Genomic DNA, 25473 nt, shown 5'->3' on the forward strand with positions numbered 1-25473 from the left:
CCCAACTTTAGTGCAAACAAGTCCGGCAAACGAAAGAAACAAACAGTTAACCACATGATTAATAAGGAAATAAAATAAATTCTTTTGCTGGCATCACGATTGCTGCCTACTTTCGAGACTAAACCGTTCTGTGTCTCACAAAATAACAAGGCGCAGGGCTGATTGATTTGGAATTAAGGAGTGTTTTGATGAGTACTCAAGATGGCATTAAGATTTGGTCCTTTACCGGCAAAATGAAAGTTTTGCACTTAAGTTGGATCGCCTTTTTCATTACCTTTGTTGTCTGGTTTAACCATGCCCCGCTGTTGGCGGTCATTGGTTCCAGTTTGGGATTGACTGCCAGTGAAATAAAAACACTGCTCATCCTTAATGTCGCCCTGACCATACCCGCGCGGGTGATTATCGGCATGCTTACCGATAAATACGGTCCCCGGCTGACCTATAGCTTATTGCTGGGTATCTGTAGTATCCCCTGCTTTATGTTTGCCATGGCCAACAGTTTTGAGCAGGCGGCCATCGCCCGCTTTTTACTGGGTTTTATCGGCGCCGGTTTCGTGATCGGTATCCGCATGGTCAGCGAGTGGTTTCCTGCCAATGAACTAGGTACCGCCGAAGGCATATATGGCGGCTGGGGAAATTTTGGCTCCGCAGCGGCGGCGATGTCATTACCCGGCATCGCCTTGTTTTTTGGCGGCGACGATGGCTGGCGTTATGCCATTGGCTTAAGCGGCCTGCTCAGTTTAGTATTTAGTTTTATCTGGTATTTCAATGTCAACGACACTCCCAAAGGCTCTACCTATTTCAAACCCAAACAAACCGGTGCCATGGAAGTCACCAGCAAAGGCGATTTCTTTTTGCTGCTGATAGCCAAATTACCTATGTATGCCGCTTTGGTGCTGCTGACCTGGAAACTTTCTCCCGCCGGCGTCGATTTACTTTCTGAGACCGGCGCCCAAATAGCCTATTGCGCGTTGATCCTGTTATACCTGCTGGAAGTCAAGCAAACCTATAAGGTCAACCGCCAGGTCTTTAAAGAAGAAGTACCCGAAGCCCACCGCTATAAATTCAGACAAGTCGTGGTGTTAAACGTGCTTTATTTTGCCACCTTCGGCTCTGAATTAGCCGTAATTTCTATGCTGCCGCTATTTTTCTCCGAAGTATTCAGCCTGGATATGGTTTATGCCGGCATGCTTGCTTCCCTATATGCCTTTATGAATTTAATGTCCCGCCCCGGCGGCGGCTGGATCAGCGATAAATTCGGCCGCAAGAAAACCCTGTTGATTTTAACCGCGGGCCTGGCGTTTGGTTACCTGGCCATGTCCGCCATAGATAATACCTGGCCACTGTTTGTCGCGGTACTCGCCGCCATGGCCTGTTCTTTCTTTGTCCAGGCAGGCGAAGGGGCGGTTTTTGCCGCCGTGCCTTTGATTAAACGCCGTTTAACCGGGCAAATCGCCGGTATGACCGGAGCTTACGGTAATGTCGGCGCTGTGGTCTATTTAACCGTCTTATCTATGGTCAGCTATCAAACCTTCTTTTTAGTCATCGCCGGCACCGCCGTACTGGGCTTTACCGCCTTGTTATTTATGGAGGAGCCAAGCGGCACGATCACCGAAGTTCGTGAAGACGGCACCATAGAGTTAATCAATGTCTCCGGTCATTAGCAATGCCAACAATGCCATCAGGCAAACCCGTTAAAAGGCACTTGATGGCATTAATCGGGCTTAAGGAAGAGCCACACACCGTTATCACCTAAGCAGGTGAAAACACTATATTAATGAAGTTGTTCAATATTTCTTGATCTTTTTTGCCGATAAAAACTACTTCAAGAAGAAAATCCTTGTGTCATGAAGTAGTATGGTTATAGGACGGGTTGTTACGACGAACCAAAATGAGTATCGGCTGTTATGAATATCGCTAATACAAAATTACCTGAGGAAGTAGGCACATTTACCGGATTGCAGGTGTGTTATGGCGGCTATTCCTGCGCCGGTAAAAAAGCCGTCAACCAGGACGCTTTTGCCGCATTGACCCCGGATGAAAACGAACAAATGATCAAGGGCATAGTGGCAACCATGGCCGACGGTGTCTCCAGCGCCAGCAAAGCCGCCGAAGCCGCGCAATTGGCCACAACCCAATTTATCAGCGAATATTACGCCACCCCTGAAACCTGGTCCACACAACAATCCGCCTCCAAGGTCATTACCGGCTTAAACCAGTGGCTGTATTCCCAGCAAGGAGTGCTGGATGTGCACTATCCGCAGCAGCAGTGGCTGACCACCTTTTCCGCCCTGATACTGAAATCGGCAACCGGCTATGTTTTTCATGTCGGTGACTCCCGCATCAGCAGGTACAGGGATGGCCAGATAGAAGCCATCACCCGGGATCATAACCGAAAACAGGGGGGTCAGCAGGTGATCCTGACCCGGGCGCTGGGAGCAGAAAGCCGCCTGCAGGTAGATGCCCATACCGTCGATCTGCAATCCGGGGATGTTTACATGCTAACCTGTGACGGTATCCATGATTTTTTATCTGCAAAAGCCATCCGGGCCCATTTAAACACGATTTCCTCTGATCCCGACAATGCCGAGCTCGAACATATCAGCAAGCGTATCGTCAAACATGCGCTCAGTATCGGCAGTGATGATAATGTCAGTTGCCTGCTGGTTTATGTTAAAGATGTGCCCAGAAGAAAGCTTGATGAAATCGAGCGGGATATTCTCAACCAGGTGATCCCGCCGGCTTTACACCCCGGCATGAGGCTGGACGACTTCCTGGTGCGTAAAGTGATCCACGCCAGCACCCGCTCCCATTTATACCTGGTGGAGCACATCGACTGGCCGGACCCTGTCGTCTTGAAAGCTCCCTCCGCCAATCTGGCCGATGACGCCATTTACCTGCAGGGGTTTATGCGCGAAGCCTGGGTCGGCGAGCGCATCAAACATGACAATGTCATGAAAATAGAACGCAGGCGCAGCAAGAGTAAATTTACTTACCTGTTATGCGAATATATTGAAGGGCAAACCCTAAGCCAGTGGATATATGATAATCCCGGCCCGACCATAGCCCAGGTCAGGGATATCATGAACCAGGTGATCTCTGCCCTGCGTGCTTTTCAGCGGCTGGAACTGGTGCACCGGGATTTAAAACCCGACAATATCATGATCGACCTGTTTGGCCAGGTAAAACTTATTGATTACGGCACGGTATTTGTCGCCTCACTGGATGAAAACCAGCAAACCCTGTCGGAAACCGTGCCCCAGGGCTCATTAAACTATATTGCCCCGGAAACCTTATTACATATGAACACGGATTACCGCAGCGATCTTTTTTCTCTCGGGGTCATTTGTTATGAATTGCTGTGCGGTGAACTGCCCTTTAAGGCTATGGTACGGGCGGAAATTACCTTTAAAGATTATTCCCAATGGCAATACCGCAGCATACGGGCATTCAGGCCTGAATTGCCTGCCTGGCTCGATATTGCCCTCAAACGGGCAACAGCACCGGATCCCGATCTGCGCTACCAGGCTTTTTCCGAGTTTTATGCCGATCTGAATAAACCCAATACCAGTGCCGTGGACCAGTACCAGCGCCTGCCGTTTATCCGCCGCCACCCGGTAAAATTCTGGAAAGGGGTTTCCCTGGTACTCTTTATTGCCTTTTTGATCGCTTTGTTTACCTGAACCGCCCCTTCCCCCGAACAGGGGGCAAATATAGCCAAAAGTACCACTAAAACCACATAACGCATATATTGAATTCCCTTAGGCTTTCGGTATTATCATGTTTGATTTTCAAACAAAAATAACGGCCAGGGAAGCACAATGAAATTCGAATCAATTGCCTTACATCAGGGCTACCGCTCAGAAGAAACCACCAAAGCGGCGGCGGTACCCATTTACCAAACCACCTCCTATACCTTTGATAACAGCCAGCACGGCGCCGATCTTTTTGACTTAAAAGTGCCGGGCAATATCTATACCCGGATCATGAACCCCACCACGGATGTTTTAGAGCAACGTATCACCGCCCTCGAAGGGGGCATAGGGGCTTTGGCGGTTGCTTCCGGCATGGCAGCCATCACCTATGCCATTCAGTGCCTCTGTGAAGTCGGCACTAACATTGTCAGCACCAGTGAACTTTATGGCGGCACCTACAATTTATTTGCCCATTCCCTGCCTAAACAAGGCATAGAAGTACGTTTCGTTTCCGGCGACGAGCTTGGCGCTTTCGAGCAACAGATAGATAAAAATACCCGGGCCTTATATTGTGAGTCCATCGGCAACCCGGCGGGCAATATTGTCGATATAAAACGGCTGGCGGATATTGCCCGCCGCCACGGGGTGCCGCTGATCGTCGATAACACGGTCGCCACACCGTTTTTATGCCGCCCCTTTGAATTGGGCGCCGATATTGTCGTGCACTCCCTGACCAAGTACATAGGCGGACACGGCACCTCTGTCGGCGGTATTATTGTCGACTCAGGCAAATTTGACTGGGTCGCCAATAAAGAAAGATTCAAGATCATGAATGAACCGGATCCTTCCTACCATGATGTCATCTATAGCCAGGCATTTGAACAGGCAGCCTTTATCGGCCGCTGCCGTGTGGTGCCGCTAAGAAATACCGGAGCGGCGATTTCCCCCTTTAATGCCTTTCAAATTTTACAGGGCCTGGAAACCCTGGCGCTGCGGATGGAAAGGCACTGCGGCAATGCCGAACAACTGGCGGCATATCTGCAGCAGCATGATAAGGTGGCCTGGGTTAACTATGCCGCGCTTGCCAGCAGTCCTTACCGGGAAACCTGCGAAAAAATCACCGGCGGCAAGGCCTCCGGCATTCTCAGTTTCGGCGTTAAGGGCGGCAAAACCGCCGGCGCACAATTTATTGATGCCCTGCAAATGATCTTACGCCTGGTGAATATTGGCGATGCCAAGTCCCTGGCCTGCCACCCGGCCTCCACCACCCACAGGCAATTAAACGATGAGGAGCTGGCTGCTGCCGGTGTCAGCGCCGACCTGGTGAGGCTCTCCGTCGGTATCGAAAACATCGCCGATATCATTGCCGATGTTGAACAGGCGCTGGCGAGCATTAATAATCTCTAGGCAAGAAAAAGGCCTTAATATGAATTCTCATATTAAGGCCCTCAGGTTCTGGCAAAAGGGTGTGTTAATGCACTGACTGTTTCATATTGGTGCGGATATCTTTTACCTTCGAAACTCCGATATCCGCTTTTTGAGCGGTCCAGGTGGTGCGCATATAGTTCACCAGATCCGTCAACTGCTGATCATCAAACTTATCCGCGTACGCCGGCATGGCATAAAAGCTGGTGGTGCTGTTATAGTGCTGGCTGACAATACCGTTAAGCAATAAAGACACGGCATTATAGACACTGGTACGGTCTAAAGTAGCATTGCCCGCTAACGCCGGGGCAACATTGGGACGCCCTTCACCGTCTTGCCCGTGACAACCGGCGCAATAGCCCATATAAGTGTTATAGCCGGGGGCAGCTTTATCATGGCCGTTAAAGGCCAGCGGCAATGCCTCAATATCCGCTTCGTTATCCAGCAAATAGCTGGTCACGGCGCGCATATCCTGCTCGGTCAGGTGGCTGTAGCTATGATAGACCACAGGATACATGCCGCCAAAAACCGTGCCTTTGCGGGAGTAACCCTTAGTAAACAGCTGCTTGAGGTCTTCATGGGTCCAGTTCTGGCGATTGAGCTCTTCGGGGGTGATATTGGAGGCTTCAAAGGTATCCAATACCGTGCCCTGAAAATGCGCCGTGGGATCCATGGCAAAAATGGCATTTCTCGGGGTATGGCATTCACCGCAATGCCCGAGCACGTTCACCAGGTAACTGCCCCGGTTCCAGCTGTCGCTCTTGGCCGGATCGGGAGTAAACACGCTGTCCTCATGATTCATCAGGTTCCATGCCTTTAGCCCCATGCGGATATTAAAGGGAAAACCGATTTCGCTGTCCTTATTTTCCTGGCTGATGGGCTTAGTATTCATAAAATATGCGTACAGGGCCCGGGTATCGGCGTCTGTCAACAAATGATAGGAAGTATACGGCATGGCCGGATAGAGATTACCGTTCGGGCTTATGCCCTCATGCATGGCCCGGTAAAAGTCCTGATAACTGTAATGGCCGATGCCGGTTTCCTTATCCGAAGTAATATTGGTGGAATAGACGATACCAAAAGGGGTTTCAAAGGGTAAACCGCCGCTTAATTCACGCCCTCCCTGCGGGGTATGGCAGGCAACACAATCGCCGATTTCCGCCAGGTATTTTCCCTGGGCAATCAAACCGGCCTGATCTTGTGCCGCCTGGGCCACAGCTGTGCCGCCAAATACAGCCAAAGAGAGCACAGCGCCTTTGAGGCGCCGGGAAAAGCTATGTCTTGATAAACTTGTTGCTTTCATCAGTAGGTCAGCCCCTTAGTGTTTAAGATCAGATCTTTCACTCCCTGGTAATACTTAACATAACCGGTACAGCGACAGATATGCTCCTTTAACGCCTCTTCAATTACCTGCTCCACGTCAGCTGCCGCCACAGGTGCTTTCGCCAGCCTTTCCATCAGCGCCGTGGTTTCATTGATAAAACCGGAAGTACACCAGCCACACTGGAAAGAAAAATGCTCCAAAAACGCCATTTGTACCGGCGTTAATTCGGTAATTTCACCCTCGCTGTTTCGCTTGGCATGTCCTTCCACGGTGCGTACTTTTTTATCGGCAAAACGCTCGACACCGCTGATACAGGTTCTGACCACTTCACTGACACCGTTTTTTCCTTCCACTATCACGGTACAGGCGTGACACACACCGGCGCCGCAACCAAACTTGGTGCCGGTCAGATTCAGGTATTCATGTAAAAATTCGATCATTTTCAGCCCTTCCGGCACTTCCACCGGACCGACTTGCTGATCATTGACTGTCATTTGAATATGTTGGCTCATGAAATCGCCCCCTTAATTTTTTGTGATGTCATCGGAAGGTCATAAAAACGAACAGAGGTTGCCTGGTATACCGCTTCAACCAGCGCTGGTACGATGGAAATCATCACCACCTCCCCTATGCCTTTGCTGGGATCGGTATCGGAAAGCGGCGGTAAAATAGTATGCTGTTGGTTCCATACCCCCACCTGGCTGGCCAAAGGCACCTTATAACGGTTCAGGTTCCAGGTACCGTTGCCGGCGCCGTCCTCAAATGACGGAATTTCTTCATAGAGGGCATGACCGACCCCCATGGCCAGCCCCCCCTGTATTTGCCCTTCCACCAGCTCTTCGACAATTACCTTGCCGGCTTCAAGCCAGGTATGGGAGTTTAGGATCTCGACCTCGCCATTGCCTTCATTGACGGCGATTTCCACCATAGCAGCACAAGGTGCATAGTAAGTCACCATGGCATTATTTAACGCGGTTTCCGGGTAGTTGACACTGGTACGATCGAGCAGATGATAACCTTTGGAATTCATGGCGGCTTTTTGCCGGTCATTTGCACCGTCACCGTATTGCAGTGCCAGAGCATCCACTTCTAAATTAACTTCCTGCCCCAGGATGTCATAAGTCGCTTCGCTCCAGGCCCAGCGGTTAAAGGCATGCACCATGGCGCCTGTGACTAGCCCCATGTCATGGACACGTTGCGCCAGCACTTCAATCGATAACGGCGGATAACCTTGAGTGGTAAGCTTACCGTCCACCCAACGGGCAGCACCGGCATCATTTAAGTTATTGGGCGCCATGGCGCCGTTAAAGTATTTTTCACTCCAGATAGCCACAGCCGCCGGCCAGATACCGTGACGGAAAATCACCTCGGCCGCCGCCTTGGTGGCATGGGTTTGATAATAAGATGACATCGACGCCGCCGATGCCATACCAATCACCGGGGTCCAGCGGGGATTTTTTTCCATCTCATCCTGTTGCTGCTGGTTAATAAAATAAGGATTATGGGTTTGGATCTGCTGCATCGCCTGCCACGCATCCACTTCCGCTACCGTCACCTTATCGGCTATCACTCCAAGCTTATCTTTCACCACCACAGCCTGTGAGCTTTGCGTGCCTGTGCCCATCTCCATAAAGCAGATATCAACTTCAATTTTACCGGTTTTCGATAAACGCACCGCCGCACTCGGCGCTGCCGCCCCGGTACCGTAATCTTTGGTGGTAATACCAAAACCTACCCCGTATTTTTTCCCGGGATTAGCCGCTTCGAAGGCGGCTTTTTTAGCCGCGCGCTCCAGCCACATCGGATGCTGCTGCGCCATATCCAGCATTTCCCGGTAACGCAAGGCGCCGTTGGGGATAGCACCCTGGGTATTGCGCTGTCCGGATTCCATGACATTGGCCCTGCGCAGATCTATGGCATCCACCTTAAGATCGCCGGCCATTTCATTCATCATAGACTCCATCGTCGCCATGGACTGCAGGGTACCATAACCGCGCATAGAGCCGCTGTCGGGGTTGCGGGAAGCATAGGCGGTCGCCTTGATATCATTGCGGGGAATATAATAAATGCTTTGCAGCGCCGTTGCCCCCACCATAGTCACAGAGCCGGTAAAATTGACCCGGCCGCCGCCGTCCACTGTCATATCTGCGGTCAGGGCTTTTATCTTCAGGGTCTTTTTATCCACCGCCAAACGGTTTTTCATAGTAAAAGGATGACGTTTTAATCCCGCCTGGAACTGCTCAAACCTGTCATTGGCCAGGCGTATAGGTTTGCCGGCATACATGGCGGCCACTAAACCGTAATAAGGGAAGATGGAATGATCTTTGGCGCCGAAACCGCCGCCGATAAAGGGGGAATGCACCACCAGATTTTTCACTTTGCCCGCCAGCGGACCATGCTTAAGCATATGCACCGCCTGCTCCTGATAATCTTGCGGCGATTGTGAAGTGATCACTGTGTGGAAAGTGCCTTCTTTTTCATCAAACCAGCCGTTAAAGGCTTCCGGCTCCATCATCATGGGATCTATGATCTGGGTGCGGTATTCTCTTTCCAGCACCTGCCAGTTTTCATTGCCTCCGGTAATATCTTCGTTGATACGGCCGGCATAATACATGCCGCGCTCTGAAACACTGCCCTGCTGATCCATCACTTCCGGCCATTGGGGCCGGTGGGCTTTATAATGAGGAAAAAAGATCCCGTCCTGCAACGGACTGTATTTGTCCTCACCCGACGGACCGCTTTCACCTTCTTCACGGATAATACGCCAGCTGGTATAGGGATCTTTACTTTCGGAAACAAATGCGGTTTTTTCACCGTAGCGGATCACTTTTTTATTGAACTGCAACAGGTTTTTCGCCTGCTTAAAAGCGGCAAAATCATCAAATAATAAAATCGCTACCGCATGCCCGAGGTAATGGGCGGTTTTCCCCTCCGGCAATAACATATCACTGCCGAAAAATGGCGGCAGGCTCACGCCGTCACGCTCAAGCTCCTTAGCGGTGATCACCTGGTTCGGCCTTGCCTGTTGGGGCAACATATTCAGATCAAACCCTTGATAGACATGCCCGGCATCGTCCAGCCGCAAAATATAGGCATAGCCCTGTTGATCCGGCCAGCCCGGCATATCCATGGCACGGTAATCCCGGCCATAAATTTTTTCCCCCGTGACCTTGGCGATACCGTCCATACGGAATTTCAGTTTATTGCTGGCTTTAAATTGTGCGGTTAATGCTTCGGATAAACCGGCTGCCTGGCTATTGCCCATTTTCCAAAGCAGTGGTGCGGAATAAACGGCGATGCCGCTGATGACGCAACGCTTGATAAACGTTCGCCGGGAAGAACTAAAAGAATTCATTGCTTACCTCGGTAATACTCAATCTGAATTTCAGCGCACCATAATAAAACCGCATGATTTTTCAGGATATTTCATACGAGTCCATTTGATGTATTGGGTTTTAGTTGTTGTAATGACGCTTAGAAATAAGTGCCTTAGCAGTGCAGGGGCACCACAGAGTCAGCCCCCCGACAGGCGATTCTATCTTTATCATTTCGAAAAAGAAACAAATTCCTGACACTAGTGACGAGAAATTAACTCGACAGCGGCTACCAGCTTTAAGTTTAGTAAAAACGGTAAAAAAATCACGAATAAGGCTGCCTCCCGGCAAGAACAGGGCAAGCAACCTTTCCCCTGCCACAGGTTTACCCTGCGCCTTTTGACCTCAGGAGAGCATAAGCTTTACCGCCAAGAGATAAGCTATTGGCTGTTGAGGAATTTTTCAAAAGTACCGTCTTTTTTTACCGACTGCAGCGCCTGGGACAGGCGGGTAACAATCTCAACATCGCTTGTTTTACTCGCCGCAACATATAACGCCGCCCGTATACCGGAAAAAGGCTGCTTAACAAAGGGGGTAAGTTGCTCTCCTATGCTGAGATGTATATTGTCGCCGATCAATTCATTGGCATAGATGATATCGGCACGCCCTTTAAGCAAGACTTGCCAGGCCTCGACATGACCGGTAGTTAAAATCAGATTTTTCCCCTGCTTAAAACCCTGTTGCTGTAAAATATCGGCTTCAACACTGTTTCTGACCGCTACCACGGTATAGTGCAATGCCTGCTCGATAGAATTGACCCTGATTCCGGTACTCGCTCTTAGTGAATAAAAGGTATAACTAAGTGCCCTGAGCTCACCTATCCAATGAAAAAGGCGTTCGCGTTCACGGCTGCGAGTCATGGAGAAAATCACCACATTTTTATCAGTCAGCGCCGTCTGATAGGCACGCGCCCAGGGTAAAGCTTCTATCTGCACCGAATAACCGGCACGCTTTAACACCTCTTGCATTAACAGGTAGGAGCTGCCCGCCACCACACGTTTGTTGCTGACAATTTGATAAGGGGGTAAGTGTTCGGTCACCACCCTAAGCGATTCCTGTGCCCAGGCGACGGCACTATAGAGCCAAAGTAAAAGTAGCGGATAAAACTTGTTGTGCTTATCCATATTACACTCAGCATCTTAAATTAAGGTTAGCCTTTTCCCTCACTGTAAAAGGTTTTCACCCGGACATCATTAATTATGATGTTTTTTTAACCGGGATTGACACCCGCTTCCCCCGGTAACAGCAATTTTGTTCAATATTTCCCGCCCGGGAGCTTGTACCCTGAGCCTTTCATTACCTTAAGAACAAATAATGATGGTTTCAATATTACTCTCTATGTTTATCTTTGCCCTTACCGGGGCCATTTCTCCCGGGCCGGTAAATATTATAGCGACCGGCAGCGGCGCGGCTTTTGGTTTCAGGAAAACCTTACCCCATATCACAGGAGCCAGCCTGGCCTATACCCTGATAGTCTTTTTATCCGGTTCCGGGCTGCTGGCAATTCTGGAGATTTTTCCCGGTATTTTTTCCCTGTTGCAATATCTGGGGGCAGGCTTTTTACTCTATATGGCGTATAAATTGGCTACGGCAAAAACACAGGCCGCCGCCGGCCATCAAAACTCCAGGGCGCCGCGCTTATTTGAAGGCATGCTTGCCCAGGGACTAAACCCCAAAGCCTGGCTGGTTGCCCTCTCCGGCTGCAGCATCTTTGTCGGTGCGAGCGATCAGGGGCAAAGCTACCTGTTCGCCTTTTGTATTATTTCCGCCCTGGTGTGTTTTTTCTCCATTGCCACCTGGGCGGCCGTCGGCACCTTAATACAGAAATACTTGTCTGATACCCGGCATCAGGTTATGTTTAACCGGATAATGGGGTTATTGCTGGCGGCAACGGTATTGACCATTTTCCAATGATGCATTTGTTATCTTACTGAGCACCAATGAGCCAAAAAAACCAGCCGCCGCTTGCGGCAAACAATCAAGCTCAAAGCCAGGGCATGTTTTATCAGACCTCCCGGGTCTTGCCTTATATCACCATGCGCAGGGCGACACGTTCGGCTGCCTGTTACCACACCCATTCCCATGACGAGTTTTCATTCGGCGTGATCGATAACGGCATGGCCGACTACCACAATATGCGCCATAAAGGCCAAATCGGTGCGGGCACAAGCGTAACCATGAATCCCGGGGATGCCCATTCCTGCAACCCCAGCAAGGGGGACTGGTGTTACCGCATGTTATTTGTCGATAGCGACTGGGTCGCCGCTTTGCAGCAAGAAGCCATGAATACCCGGGGACAGGACTACCTGACTTTTGACAAGATGTATCAGACAGACAGCGCCAGCTACCAGGAATTTAACCGGCTTTTTAACAGCTTGCAGCAAGATACCAATCCCCTGGCATTAGAAAGCCTGTTAATAGAGTACCTGTTGCCGCGTTTTGCTAGGGGCTCCGATATCACGGACAAGGCAGCAACACGGGATATTTACCGCCTTAACCAGGTGAAAGAGCTGATCATGGACCAGCTGGAGAGCAACCTTTCTCTGGATGAGTTTGTCGCCTGCGCCGGATTAAGCCGCTACCACCTGATCCGCAGTTTTAAGCAGCTTTACGGCCAGAGCCCCCATGCCTTCCAACTGGATCAAAGGATCAGCAAAGCCAAAAAATTACTGGCGCAAGGTAAAAGCATTATCGAAACCGCCGGTAAACTCGGCTTTGCCGATCAAAGCCACTTTCATCGCCACTTCCAAAAACGCATCGCCCTGACCCCGAAACAATACCAAAACCTGTTCAAGCGCGGTTAACTCAAGTTAACGCAATTGCTCGATCAATATTTTAAACAGGCTGACGGCACGCTGACACTGCATCTGCTGGGCAAGCTGATAACCCGGCCGGAGGTAATGCAGGGAGTTTTCCCGGGTATGGGCGGATAAATTGAGCAAACCGTTTTCCAGTTCGTTTTTCCCCAGGGCATAATAACAACGGAACAGCCAGCACAGCTGATTATTCAGTTCAAAATGGCTTTTGGCGGTCAATAAACATTCCCTGGCACTAAAATGCTTGCCCTTAAGCAGGTAATAGCGGCCATAAATATATAATCGCAGTGCCTGGTGATATTCTTCTCCCGCCGACTGCATATGGTACTCAAAGGCGGTTTTGCGGTTTTCCGTTAACTCTTCGCTGATATCATAACATTTCTCTATGATCAGCATTGCCTTATACAGGATCCCCAGGGTTTTCTCTTCAACACAATCGGCAGGCAAACTTTCCAGCGAGCTGTTAAAAAACATGCCCGCCTCCTCGAAATTCCCCTGCACCATCGCCAGGTAACCCAGCTTGCGCCGTAATTTCGCTTCATCTTTGCGGCAATTTAAATTCATGCAAATCTGCAAGCCGGTGCGGTAATTCTGCTCCGACTGCTGAAAATCCCCGGTGATAAAATAACTGTTGCCTAAACTGCGCAGCGCCTGGGCCTTGCTGAGGTTGTTGGGATATCTTTCTATCGCTTTGCTGTAATACTGGCGGGCCAGGGCATGATTATTGGCGGTTAATTTCAAATTGCCCCGGCTGTAATCGACATGGGCCAGCCCCGAGCTTACCCCCATCTTTTTATAAAGCTTATAAGCCTTTTCCAGTGCCTCTTCCGCTTCATCAAGCTTCATAGTCTGGATCAGCGACTGACCCAGCAGCAAATAGGCATTGGCCTGTTCAAATTTACTTTCAATAAAGGTAAAAAAGACATTGGCCGTTTGCAGCTCCCCCAAGGCGGTCGAGACTTTATGCCGGTCCAGGTCCAGCAAGGCATAATTAAAAATGGTGCTGGCCAAACCGCGTAAGTTACTGTCATTTTTGAAAATGTCATAGGCTTGATCAAACTCATACTGGGCTCTGTCCGTTAACCCCTGGGCCAGGTATATGCCTCCTATGCCCAACCTGACCTGGGCCTGGCCGAAAGAATCTTTGGCTTCAACATACTCGCCGTAGGCCTGGTTATAATAGGACAAGGCATCTTGCAGGTGTCCGGCCACGTAGGAAATACGCGCCAGCCCCTTATAAGTGCCGGCAACCCCCAGGCGCTCGTCCAGCTGTTCAAACACCTGCCTTGCCTGGTTAAATTCCTGTAAGGCGGCTTTATCATCCCCCTGAACATGATGAATGAAAGCCGAGGCGGATGTCGCGGAGGCATGGCAAATTTTACTTTTCTCATCCGTGCCCGGGGTCAGCTCCCGGGAATGACGGTAATGCTCCAGCGCATGACTGAACTCCCCCCGGTTCTGACAATCATGACCGGCATCCAGATAGGCCTGGGCGCACACCAGCTTATCGTCATGCTCATGCTCAAAAACCACCGCCGCTTCGTCTAGGTAAACTTCAACTTTATCAATTACTTTCTGATACATCCCCTTGGCTTCGGTAAACTGCCCCTTTAACCTGAACCCCCTGGCCTGATTGAGTACAGAGCAAATTTCTTTGTTAAAAATCGACTCCTGCTGTTTCTTTGGCAATAACCGCAGCACACTGAGCTGTACCCGCTTGAATAAAGGGCCGGTCAGGCTTTTTAGCACCGACAGGATACGTTTATGGCTGAGTAGGATAACAACAAGGGCAACAGCCAATAAGATTAAGGTGATCTCTGTGGTATTAAGCAGGAATACGGTCTGAAAGAGGTTAGCAATAAAGTCCATGTTACCCGTCCCTAGGTTTGCTCGTGTTATTAAATGTAGAAGACCCTTGCCATAAATCAATAACAAAATATCAAGCTTTCATAAATTTGCGTAAATATTGCACTTCCCTAGTGCATGACTTTGTTCACTAAGGTGCAAACGGCCGGTTTTAAACCCAAAAAAACCAGGTAAAGATTTGATATTTAAAAAATTTACCTCTATGGCACCTTGTTTGCTTTTTGTTAACCAGAAAAAAACGGTATTTCATTTATAAAGCAGTTAGTGCTTTATCTGATGCGCGAAATGCTAGCCGCACAGTATATAGATAGAGGGTTGTTCCAAATGAACACAAGTGTAGTCACTTCCAAAAAGCAAAGCTCAGCAAAGCAGAAAATTGTCGTAATAGGTAATGGCATGGTGGGTCATCACTTTGTTGAACAACTCTGTCTCTCGGCTAAGGCGCAAGACTACGATATTACCGTGTTGTCGGCGGAACCCCGCCTCGCCTACGACCGGGTGCATTTATCCAGTTATTTTTCCGGTAAAAGCGCAGCGGATCTCGCCCTGACCACCCCGGAATCATACCGTGAACTGGGAGTGACCTTTGAACTTGACGCCAAAGTGGTTGCATTAAATAAAAGTGACAAAACCGTCACCACGGCCCGGGGGGAAAGCTTTAGCTATGACAAACTGATCCTGGCCACAGGCTCTTATCCCTTCGTGCCGCCGATCGAAGGCAATGACAGGGAGCATTGCCTGGTTTACCGCACCATAGAAGATTTAGCCGCCATCGAACACTCTGCCCGCCAAGGTAAAGTCGGCGTTGTCGTCGGCGGCGGCCTGCTCGGGTTAGAGGCGGCGAATGCCATCAAACAACTGGGGCTGGAAACCCATGTGGTGGAGTTTGCCCCGCAATTAATGGGGGTACAGTTAGACAAGTCCGGCGGAGAGCTGCTGAGAGCTATGATCGAAGCGCTCAACGTCAAGGTGCATACCGAAAAAGCCACCAAGATCATTACCGACGGCCAGAATTGCAATCACAGAATGGAGTTTGCCGACGGCACTCACCTGGAAACTGATTTGATCTTATTTTCCGCCGGTATCCGCCCCTACGACAACCTGGCCAGGGATTTTGATCTCGCCCTGGGTGAGCGCGGCGGCATAGTGGTGGATAACCATTGCCTGACCTCGGACCAGGATATCTACGCCATCGGGGAGTGCGCCCTGTGGAATAACTTTATTTTTGGCCTGGTAGCCCCGGGATACCAGATGGCGAAAGTCGCCGCCGCCCATATCCAGGGCGAAGACAAACAGTTTACCGGGGCCGACATGAGCACCAAGTTAAAACTGATGGGGGTCGATGTCGGCTCTATCGGCGATGCCCACGGCAAAACCCCTCAGGCCAGAAGTTACACCTATGAAAACCAGGTGGCGCAAACCTATAAAAAAATTGTCGTCAGCCCCGACGGCAAACACCTGCTCGGCGCCGTGCTGGTGGGGGATACCGGGGATTATGATACCTTATTGCAATATGCTCTCAACGGCATTGAATTACCCGAGCTGCCGGAAAGCCTGATCCTGCCGAGCCTGCAGGGGGAGAAACCCGCACTCGGGGCCGAGAGCTTACCCGATAGCGCCACCATCTGCTCCTGCCACAATGTCACTAAGGGCGATATCATCTCTGCCATAGACGATGGCAACACCGAGCTTAAACAGCTCACCTCCTGCACCAAGGCCAGCACCGGCTGCGGCGGCTGCAGCGCGTTACTGAAAAATGTCTTTGAAGCCGAGCTCGGCAAACGCGGCGTGGAAGTGAAAAAAGATCTCTGCCAGCATTTTGCCTATAACCGCACCGAGTTATTCCATATTATCAAAGCCGAGCAGATCAAAACCTTTGAGCAACTGATCAGTAAACATGGTCACGGGCTTGGCTGTGAAATTTGCAAACCCACGGTGGCCTCTATCCTGGCATCCGTCTGGAACGACTATATCCTGGAAGACGCCCATATACCGCTGCAGGACACCAATGATATCTTTCTCGGCAATATGCAAAAGGACGGCACCTATTCCGTGGTGCCCAGGATCCCGGGGGGAGAAATTACCCCGGACAAGCTGATCGTGATCGGCGAAGTGGCCAAGCAATATAATTTATACACCAAGATCACCGGCGGCCAGCGCATCGATTTATTCGGCGCCCGGGTCGAGCAATTGCCGGACATCTGGAAGCGGTTGATCGACGCCGGCATGGAAACCGGCCACGCCTACGGCAAATCCCTGCGTACGGTCAAATCCTGTGTCGGCGATACCTGGTGCCGTTACGGGGTCCAGGACAGCATGTCGATGGCGATTTTTCTCGAAGAAAGGTACAAGGGCCTGCGCTCCCCCCATAAGCTTAAATTTGCCGTATCCGGCTGTACCCGGGAATGCGCCGAGGCGCAAAGCAAGGATATCGGGGTGATCGCCACCGAACACGGCTGGAACCTCTATGTCAGCGGCAACGGCGGCATGAAACCCAGACATGCCGATCTCTTTGCCACGGATTTGGACGATAAAACCTTAGTGCAATACATCGACCGCTACCTGATGTTTTATATCCGCATGGCGGACCGGTTGCAGCGCACCTCGGTCTGGCTGGAAAATCTCGAAGGAGGCCTGGAGTATGCCAAGTCTGTGGTCATCGACGACCACCTCGGCATCAATGATGAACTCGAAGCGCAAATGCAGGCCATAGTCGCCAGCTACCAGTGCGAATGGAAAACCACCATCAACAACCCGGAAAAAGTGAAACGTTTCCGTCAATTTGTCAATTCCGGCAAAAGCGACAGCAATGTCCAGTTTGTCACCGAGCGGGCGCAAATCAGGCCGGCCCGTGAGGAAGAAAAACACAGGGGGGAGCGGATCCCAACCCTGGATATCACCGAAAACAGGCCTGTATAAGAGGAAAAACCATGGCTAATAACAAAAGCTGGCACACCGTCTGCCATAAGCAAGATTTGATCACCGACGCCGGCATATGCGCCTTAATCAATCAGGATGAGCAGGTGGCCATTTTTTTAATCAACAACCAGCAGGTATATTCCATCGCCAACTGGGATCCCATAGGCCAAGCCAACGTGCTCTCCCGCGGCATTACCGGTGACGAGCAGGGGGAGATCTTTGTTGCTTCCCCCTTATACAAGCAAAGGTATTCACTAACGAGCGGCCACTGCCTGGATGACGATGCCATCACAGTGCGCCACTACCCCACCCGGATAGAAGACGAGCAGGTACAGATATTGGCATAACAGGATTAGCGTTAGATTGATCACAAGGCATTTCACCCGTTATCAGCAGTAGAGGTTAAGATGAGTGAGTTAATTAAACATAAACAAAGCAGTGAAAGTAAGTGTGTACAAACCAGTTGCCCCTATTGCGGCGTCGGTTGCGGCGTGGATATCACAGTCGAGCAGGGGAAAGCAGTTAAACTGAGCGGCACACCGGAGCACCCGGCCAATTTCGGTCGTTTATGTGTAAAAGGAACCAACTTACTGGCCACCAATCACCACCAGGGACGGTTATTGCACCCGGTCGTTAATGGCGAGCAAACCAGCTGGGAAAAAGCCATAGAGACAGTGGCCGCCAGGTTCAGCCAAATCATCAAAGAACACGGCCCGGATGCGGTAGCTTTCTACGGCTCCGGCCAGCTGTTAACGGAAGATTATTATGTTGCCAACAAACTGATGAAAGGTTATATCGGTAGCGCCAATATAGATACCAATTCGCGTTTATGCATGTCGTCTGCGGTATCCGGCTATAAACGCGCCTTTGGCGAAGACCTGGTGCCCTGCAGTTATCAGGATCTGGAAAATACCGATCTGATCCTGTTAACCGGCTCCAATGCCGCCTGGACCCATCCGGTGCTGTTCCAGCGCATGGAAAAAGCCAAAGCCGTCAATCCCAAGTTGCAAATTTTTGCCATAGATCCCAGGCGCACCGCCAGCGCCGAACTGGCCGACTTTCACCTGCCGATCAAACCCGGCACAGATGCCGCCTTATTTAACGGCTTATTAAATTTCCTGGCCGATAACCGGGGACTGGATCAGGCATACATAGACCAGTACACCAATAATTTTTCCGCCTGTCTTGATCAGGCCGGGCAATGGACCCTGACAAAAACGGCTGACTATTGCAATATCAGCAAAAGCTCATTAAAGCGTTTATATCAGGCGTTTTTAACCAACAAACGGGTGATCAATTTTTTCTCCCAGGGCATCAACCAGTCCAGCTCCGGCGCCGATAAATGTAATGCCATCATCAATTGCCACCTCGCCAGCGGTAAAATCGGCAAACCCGGCTGCGGTCCCTTCTCCATTACCGGCCAGCCCAATGCCATGGGGGGCCGGGAAGTCGGCGGTCTGTCAAACCTGCTGGCGGCCCATATGGATATCGACAACCCCGAACACAGAGCGTTGGTACAAAACTTCTGGCAATCCCCGACCATAGCCAGCGCCCCCGGATATAAGGCGACCGATTTATTCGATAAGATGAACCAGGGCAAGGTAAAAGCCGTGTGGATCATGGCCACCAACCCCGCCGTCAGCCTGCCCGACCGGGCCAAAGTCGAGCAGGCCTTAGCCAACTGTGACTTTGTTGTGGTATCCGATTGCGTTGCCAGTAACGATACCCTGGCCTTTGCCGAGGTCAAATTACCCGCCAGCAGCTGGTCGGAGAAAAACGGTACCGTCACCAACTCCGAGCGCAGGATCTCGCGCCAGCGGGGCTTATTAACACCGCCGGGAGAAGCCCTTGATGACTGGCAAATCATCAGCCGGGTAGCAAAAGCCATGGGTTTTGATCAGGGCTTTAACTACTCGGGACCGGCAGAAATATTTGACGAACATGCCAGGCTCACCGCCTGCAACAACAACGGCGATCGGGCGCTGGACTTGTCCGGACTGACCGGACTGACAACGGATGAATATGACCGGCTAAAACCCGTCCAGTGGCCGGTGAATACCAAATACCCTCTGGGGTGTGCCCGGATCCTGGCGGACGGCAGCTTCTTTACCGACAACCGTAAGGCCAACTTTATCGCCATCTCCCCGGCTACACCCAAGCTGGCCTGCTCTGCAGGTTATCCTTTTAGCTTAACCAGCGGCCGACTGCGGGATCAGTGGCATACCATGACACGTACCGGCAAGGCGAATATCCTGGCGGAACATACCAAGGCGCCTGAAGTTACCCTTAACCCCGCAGATGCTCAATCTCTGGGGGTAGCCGAAGGGGAGATGGTCAAGGTAAGCAATGAAACCGGCGCGGTTTTTTTGCAGGCAAAACTCTCGGACGATGTCGGCGTTAAACAATTATTTGTTCCTATCCACTGGAACCGGGAGTTTGCCTCATCCGCCACTGCCAACCAATTATTTGCCGCCATTGTCGACCCGGTTTCCGGGCAGCCGGAATTCAAGCAGGCGCCGGTACAAGTGGAAAAAACCGCGATTAAGCAATATGCGCTGATTTACAGTCCCCGGTCCCTGAAAAATTTCACTGCCGGTTTACCCGGCCATTGCCATTGGATACAGCACCAGGGCGTACAAGGACCTGTCTATCACTGTTATTTCGAGCAGGAAGTCGCGGATTTAGCCGGGCAGCTAAAACAGCATATCAACCGGGCCATCAAAGACAGCACTTCACAGGATCCCCGGCCGGATAACAGCTGGCTAAGCCACCAAAGTGAGCACAACAGCCGGCTTATTGCCTTGGCAGAGCAGGGTTTTAACGCCTTTGTCTTTATCAGTGATAAGCCAATCAAATTAAATGACAGCTGGCTCAACGAGTTGCTGGAAAACAAAGAAACGGATGCCGAGCAAATTAATGCCCTGCTGCTGGCCAAAGCCCCGAAAAACAAGGGGCGGAAAATCTGCTCCTGCTTCAGTATTTATGAGCAAGATATCGTTGCCGCCATCGAAAACGACGGCATCAGCAGTGTCGATGCCTTAGGTGCCACCCTGAAATGCGGTACCAACTGCGGCTCCTGCAAAACCGAACTCAGCAGCCTGCTCCGGGAGCATCAGGCCAGAGAGGGAGAGAGCGAAGAACAGCAGGCAATAGTACATACCTTCATCCCGTCGGATGAACCCGAAGAGGTTATTACATGAATTCAGGTTTTTTCAATCAAAGCTGGTTGCGTTTAAACCGCTTTGTGACACACATGCAGCACAAACGAGCAAAAGGAGGATTACCAGCCAAGACAAGCATTCAGCATAAACGACGCCGGGGCTGCGTATATCTCATCGGCGCCGGCGCCGGCGATGTTGAACTGCTGACGGTTAAAGCCTATCGCCTATTGCAACAGGCAGATATTGTTTTATACGACTGGCTTGCCAATAAGGAGATACTCAAGATTTTACCGGCAAAAACCGAAACGGTTTTTGTCGGTAAAAGAGCCGGCCACCACAGCATGCCTCAGGAAAAAATTTGCCAACTGTTAACAGAGCACGCCCTTATGGGTAAACAGGTGGTGCGTTTAAAAGGCGGTGATCCCAGCATCTTCGGACGCCTGAATGAAGAAACCCGGGCGCTGTCAGCCCATGATATCCCTTTTGCCATCATACCGGGAATAACCGCCGCCAGCGGCTGCGCTGCCTATAGCGGCATACCGTTAACCGAACGCAGCTGCAGCCAGTCGGTACGCTTTGTTACTGCCCACTTTAGAAATCCGGCAGAGCAGCCGGACTGGCAAAACCTGGCTTCAAGCCGGGACACCCTGGTGTTTTATATGGGCTTAAACCGCATAACAGATATCGCCGCTCAGCTGATAGACCATGGTATGGATAAACACCTGCCCATGGCCATTATCGACCAGGGCACCACCACAGGGCAGCAAGTATGCTGCACTACCCTTGGCAGCGTCGGTCAGCAACACTTATGGCATAGCTTTACCGGCCCCGCCCTGATCATTGTTGGCGAAGTGGTCAATAAACGGCAAAAGGTTAATTTACCCCTGCTGGCAAAGCAGCACTCATAGGCTAAGCTTAAACTGAATTAAATATTATTTTCGTTAAAATCAGGGCTATGGCAATAAAAATGGCTAACATTGAAGTAGCAAGCCATGACAGATAGCACAGCTGCAGCAGGCAAAAGCAAATAAATCACGAACAGCAAAAGGACTTATCATGAATTTATTGTTCAACCGGCATCATTTTATCTTAAACAACACCCGCCAAAGCAGATTCAGAGGTCCTCTTTTCGGCTCTACAACAAAAATCCTTGATATATATCAAGGATTTCCACCAAATAACCGGCAGCCAGATACAGCTTGATTTAAATCAACTTGTTTTATCCGGCCCGTGAGAAAATATCGGCCATAAAAATAAAAACCAGGGCTTACAGCTCCGCGGTTACTAATAAGCTGTCAATAGCGCTAATTCGCTAATGTACTAAATACCAAAGTATTCTTAACACTAATGTCAAAGGAATAACTATGAAATCTCTCGTAAATACGTTATCCACTTCTTTAATCGCAGCAGCGGTATTAACTGCGCCGGTAACCTTTGCAGGACAAACTGCGGTCGCCGACGGTGTGAAAAAAGCCCTGGGCGACAGTAAAGTCAACCTCAGTTTCCGCGCCCGTTTTGAAAATGTCGACCAGGACAATATCAAAGATGATGCCAGCGCTCTGACCCTTAAAAGCCGGATCACGGTAAAAACCGGCGCCTATAACGGCTTTTCCGTCGGCGCCGAAGTAGATAACGTCACGGCCATAGTGGACAACTATAACAGCACCCGCAATGGTGAAACCAAATACCCGGTGATTGCCGATCCGGAAGGAACAGACGTCAACCAACTCTATCTGCAATTTAAAGGCTCTAAGGCAAGCTTTACCGCCGGCCGCCAGCGTATTCTCCACAGCGGCCAGCGTTTTGTCGGCGGTGTCGGCTGGCGCCAGAACGAGCAAACCTATGACGGCTACCGTTTAACCTATAAAGCCAGCGATGCTTTCACCCTGGATTACAGCTATGTCTATAACATCAACAAGATCTTCGGTCCGCGCGGCGGAGCATCGGATGAAGACGGTGAATTCCATCTGACCAATGCCGTTTACAAGGTCAACAAAGATCATAAACTGAGCGGTTTTGCCTACCTGCTCGAATATGATCACAATGACAACAAGTCCACGTCAACCTACGGCATCGGCTATAACGGCAAATTCGGCGGCATTTTTGCCAACGCCAGCTATGCCAGACAAAGCGACTATAAAGACAGCAACAAAGATTTCGATGCCGATTACCTCAACCTGGAGCTGGGCACTAAATTAGGCCAGGTGAAAGTACTGGCGGGTTATGAATTATTAGGCAGTGACAATGGTGTCGGTTTTACCACCCCGCTGGCTACCCTGCATAAATACCAGGGTTTTGCCGATAAATTCTTAGCCACCCCGGGGGCTGGTATCGAAGATATTTACTTTACCGCCAAAACCAAGGTTTCCGGCATTAAGTTAAGCGCCACCTATCATGATTTTTCTGCCGATGAAGGCAATGCCGACTGGGGCTCTGAAATTGATCTGGTTGCCGCCTATGCCGTCGATAAAAACTATAGCGTATTGTTGAAATACGCCAGCTATGATGCCGACGACCATAGTACAGACACAGATAAAATCTGGTTCCAGGTAGCTGCTAAGTTCTAAACCGGGCTTAGGGTTCCCTCACCAGCCATGCCGGTCATCCGGCATGGTTTTTCCTTTCCCCTGCCAAGCCCAAGCAAAGAAAGTCCGTGTAATCTTGCCACCCCCGGATTAGAATAGCCTGCTTTAATTTCACCGCCCGGCTATTAAAAGGTTACTCCCTTGCTGTTAATGATCGACAATTACGACTCTTTCACCTTCAACCTGGTGCATTATTTCCAGTCCCTGGGACAAGAAGTGCTGGTTAGACGAAACGATGATCTCAGCTTAAATGACATAGCCAAACTTGCTCCCCGTTATATAGTGATCTCCCCCGGCCCCTGCACCCCGGATGATGCCGGCATCTCGCTTGAGGTTGTTGCCCGCTATGGCGGTAAAGTCCCCCTGTTGGGTGTTTGCCTGGGACATCAGTGTATCGCCCAGCATTTTGGCGCTAAGGTTGAAAAGGCGGCACAAGTGATGCACGGTAAAACCAGCAAGATAGGCCATAACAACCGGGGACTGTTCCAGGGATTAAAAAATCCTTTACAGGTCACCCGTTATCATTCGCTGATCGTCAACCCGGATAGCTTGCCCGAATGCCTGGAAATCAGCGCCTGGTACGACAATCCCGATACAGACAAGAGAGAAATTATGGCATTGCAACACAAAGAACTTGCCATTGCCAGTGTACAGTTTCATCCCGAGTCCATTTTAACCGAGCAGGGACATACCCTGCTGGAAAACTTTTTAAACCGGTATTAACGACAACAAAAACTGAAGCGAATTCCTTTTTTACAAAAACTTATGTAACCTTGGCTGCAACAAATGTTTAAACCTTCTTAATTAAAGAACCAATTGCACTTTAACTATGTTGATTTTTGAAAATAACAAGACCCTGGCTAACCTCTATCAACGGGCGCTGAGCTTATATATCAGTAAAGAGTTTGCCAATAAAGCCGTCGGTCAGGTTAAATCGACAGAGAAACAACATAGCGAACAAACCTTCAGCCGCCGGGAACTATTAGAAGTTGAAGAGCAGGCCAAACAGGATAAAATCATCGCCGAGCACGGCGAAAAACATTTTCGCGACCAGGTGATGTCGGTTTTTTTCAGTAAACTGACCACAGAAGTGATGGCGGAATTTGACCAAAAAGAACACTTTTACCGGCATTTTCTCAACCTGGAAGACGCCGCCCCGACCATTTTAGAAATCTTGTCGCTGCCCTCGGCTTCCATAAACCGTATTACCCCGCTGATCAAATTACTGCCCTGGCTGGCCGGCGATTTAGTTAACCTGGTAAACAAACCCCAATACCGTAAAAGGGCCGATGTCAAAGTCAGCGATGCCAACCTGGCCATTAGCTATGTCGGCCTGGATAACCTCAAACTGATAGTGCCGACCTTTATTCTCAAACATACGCTGCCGATCACCACAGATCCCTATCCGCTGATGAAAAGAAAACTGTGGAATGACAGCCTGTCGGTGGCCCTGGCTGCCAAAGTGCTGGCAGAACACAATGAACTGGACTGGTATAGTGCTTTTGCCGCCGCCATCCTGTCTAATATCGGTTATCTCGCGGTGATCACCTGTTTTTTAAGCAAGTTCAATGAAATGCATAACGCAGAATTGCGCCAGGCATATGAAAGCCGGGACAAACGCTTGCATGATTTACTGGTCCAGGCGGAAATCTCACCACAATTGTTGCTGAAAATGATGACAGAACACAGCAGTAAGGTCGGCGCCGACCTGATCGAACTGATGCGTTTTGACCGGCTTGAGGTCACTGAGCCGGTTTTTGATCTCGCCTATGCCAGCGAGCTGCAGAAAATGTCGCCGGTGGCGCAAGTGGTTGCCAAGGCACGCACTTATGTCGCTTACCGCTCCCTGGCCAGGGAAGATCTGATTGATAAAAATGAAGCCAAGGCATTATTAACGGCGGTGAACTTCAGCCCGAAAGAAATTGCCTTGCTGAAAAAAAGCGATATCGATCATATCAAATTAAATTTCAATTAATTTTGCTTGATGAGCAAAACTCAAAGATAAGCCCTGGCGCTTATCCCCCCTAACAGCATTCATCCCGCAAAAGCTAACCTTGCTGAAAAAATCAACAGCAGGCAGAGCAAATTAAATTGCAATTAATTTTGATTAATTATGAAAGCCAAGCGACCCGAAGATTTTTAAAGGCAGCTATTAAGGCGGGGGCGGAAGTTATATTTCCGCCTCAAGGCGGGGCAAAATAATTATGCAACTTAACTGAATAAAAACAGCAAACCCCCTATTTATCAAGGGCTAGAGCAAGATTTCACAAGACATAATTGCATTATTCTGACATACTAACCGTCTATT

At 50.1% G+C, this 25473-nt stretch carries 17 protein-coding genes; 12 read left to right on the forward strand and 5 right to left on the reverse strand.

The genetic code is table 11. From position 1 onward, the window contains the following. The first annotated feature begins 188 nt into the window (after positions 1-188). The 3 genes from SG35_RS26330 to SG35_RS26340 all read left to right on the forward strand — a co-directional run bounded on the left by SG35_RS26330 (position 189) and on the right by SG35_RS26340 (position 5102). A complete protein-coding gene (locus SG35_RS26330) occupies positions 189-1664 on the forward strand; it encodes a NarK family nitrate/nitrite MFS transporter (protein WP_044833234.1) in 1476 nt (491 codons plus the stop codon). 243 nt (positions 1665-1907) lie between these two features. Further along, entirely contained in the window at positions 1908-3683 is a 1776-nt protein-coding gene (locus SG35_RS26335; RefSeq protein WP_044833233.1) for a bifunctional protein-serine/threonine kinase/phosphatase, read from the forward strand. Positions 3684-3821: 138 nt separating this feature from the next. Then, positions 3822-5102 carry an O-acetylhomoserine aminocarboxypropyltransferase/cysteine synthase family protein gene (locus SG35_RS26340; RefSeq protein WP_044833232.1) on the forward strand — a complete coding sequence of 427 codons (1281 nt, stop codon included), beginning with the start codon at positions 3822-3824 and terminating at the stop codon, positions 5100-5102. A gap of 64 nt (positions 5103-5166) precedes the next feature. On the opposite strand, the gene SG35_RS26345 is transcribed toward SG35_RS26340, so the two are convergent. From SG35_RS26345 to SG35_RS26360, 4 genes are all read right to left on the reverse strand, one after another. Further along, positions 5167-6423, reverse strand: coding sequence for a cytochrome c (locus SG35_RS26345; RefSeq protein WP_044833231.1), 1257 nt, complete (start codon positions 6421-6423; stop codon positions 5167-5169). Continuing rightward, positions 6423-6956 carry a (2Fe-2S)-binding protein gene (locus tag SG35_RS26350; protein ID WP_044833230.1) on the reverse strand — a complete coding sequence of 178 codons (534 nt, stop codon included), beginning with the start codon at positions 6954-6956 and terminating at the stop codon, positions 6423-6425. Before SG35_RS26350 ends, SG35_RS26345 begins: the two co-directional genes overlap by 1 nt. Continuing rightward, entirely contained in the window at positions 6953-9799 is a 2847-nt protein-coding gene (locus tag SG35_RS26355; RefSeq protein ID WP_044833229.1) for a xanthine dehydrogenase family protein molybdopterin-binding subunit, read from the reverse strand. The genes SG35_RS26350 and SG35_RS26355 overlap by 4 nt, the downstream gene beginning before the upstream one ends. Before the next feature lie 399 nt (positions 9800-10198). Beyond that, positions 10199-10942 carry a substrate-binding periplasmic protein gene (locus SG35_RS26360; protein ID WP_044833228.1) on the reverse strand — a complete coding sequence of 248 codons (744 nt, stop codon included), beginning with the start codon at positions 10940-10942 and terminating at the stop codon, positions 10199-10201. Positions 10943-11132: 190 nt separating this feature from the next. On the opposite strand from SG35_RS26360, the gene SG35_RS26365 reads away from it, so the two are divergent. Beyond that, positions 11133-11732: a LysE family translocator gene (locus SG35_RS26365; protein ID WP_236702602.1), complete on the forward strand. Its 600-nt coding sequence runs from the start codon at positions 11133-11135 to the stop codon at positions 11730-11732. A 26-nt stretch (positions 11733-11758) separates the two neighbouring features. Beyond that, a complete protein-coding gene (locus SG35_RS26370; protein ID WP_084692762.1) occupies positions 11759-12622 on the forward strand; it encodes an AraC family transcriptional regulator in 864 nt (287 codons plus the stop codon). A gap of 6 nt (positions 12623-12628) precedes the next feature. On the opposite strand, the gene SG35_RS26375 is transcribed toward SG35_RS26370, so the two are convergent. Then, the gene (locus SG35_RS26375) at positions 12629-14503 is read right to left on the reverse strand and encodes a tetratricopeptide repeat protein (protein WP_044833227.1); all 1875 of its coding nucleotides are present in this window, start codon (positions 14501-14503) and stop codon (positions 12629-12631) included. Positions 14504-14824: 321 nt separating this feature from the next. Here SG35_RS26375 and nirB point away from each other — a divergent pair, with 321 nt between their 5' ends. The 7 genes from nirB to SG35_RS26410 all read left to right on the forward strand — a co-directional run bounded on the left by nirB (position 14825) and on the right by SG35_RS26410 (position 25140). Beyond that, positions 14825-17419 carry a nitrite reductase large subunit NirB gene (gene nirB / locus SG35_RS26380; protein WP_044833226.1) on the forward strand — a complete coding sequence of 865 codons (2595 nt, stop codon included), beginning with the start codon at positions 14825-14827 and terminating at the stop codon, positions 17417-17419. An 11-nt stretch (positions 17420-17430) separates the two neighbouring features. Beyond that, positions 17431-17766: a nitrite reductase small subunit NirD gene (gene nirD / locus SG35_RS26385; RefSeq protein ID WP_044833225.1), complete on the forward strand. Its 336-nt coding sequence runs from the start codon at positions 17431-17433 to the stop codon at positions 17764-17766. 60 nt (positions 17767-17826) lie between these two features. Beyond that, on the forward strand, positions 17827-20619 hold the full coding sequence (locus SG35_RS26390) for a nitrate reductase (protein ID WP_044833224.1): 2793 nt from the start codon (positions 17827-17829) through the stop codon (positions 20617-20619). Beyond that, positions 20616-21488, forward strand: a complete 873-nt coding sequence (cobA, locus tag SG35_RS26395; RefSeq protein ID WP_053043072.1) for a uroporphyrinogen-III C-methyltransferase — start codon at positions 20616-20618, stop codon at positions 21486-21488. The genes SG35_RS26390 and cobA overlap by 4 nt, the downstream gene beginning before the upstream one ends. 456 nt (positions 21489-21944) lie before the next feature. Next, entirely contained in the window at positions 21945-23147 is a 1203-nt protein-coding gene (locus SG35_RS26400) for an alginate export family protein (protein WP_044833223.1), read from the forward strand. A 159-nt stretch (positions 23148-23306) separates the two neighbouring features. Continuing rightward, positions 23307-23888 carry an anthranilate synthase component II gene (locus SG35_RS26405; RefSeq protein ID WP_044833222.1) on the forward strand — a complete coding sequence of 194 codons (582 nt, stop codon included), beginning with the start codon at positions 23307-23309 and terminating at the stop codon, positions 23886-23888. A gap of 106 nt (positions 23889-23994) precedes the next feature. Next, entirely contained in the window at positions 23995-25140 is a 1146-nt protein-coding gene (locus SG35_RS26410; RefSeq protein WP_044833221.1) for an HDOD domain-containing protein, read from the forward strand. Positions 25141-25473: the final 333 nt, after the last annotated feature.

The organism is Thalassomonas actiniarum (assembly GCF_000948975.2).
GTDB lineage: Bacteria > Pseudomonadota > Gammaproteobacteria > Enterobacterales > Alteromonadaceae > Thalassomonas > Thalassomonas actiniarum.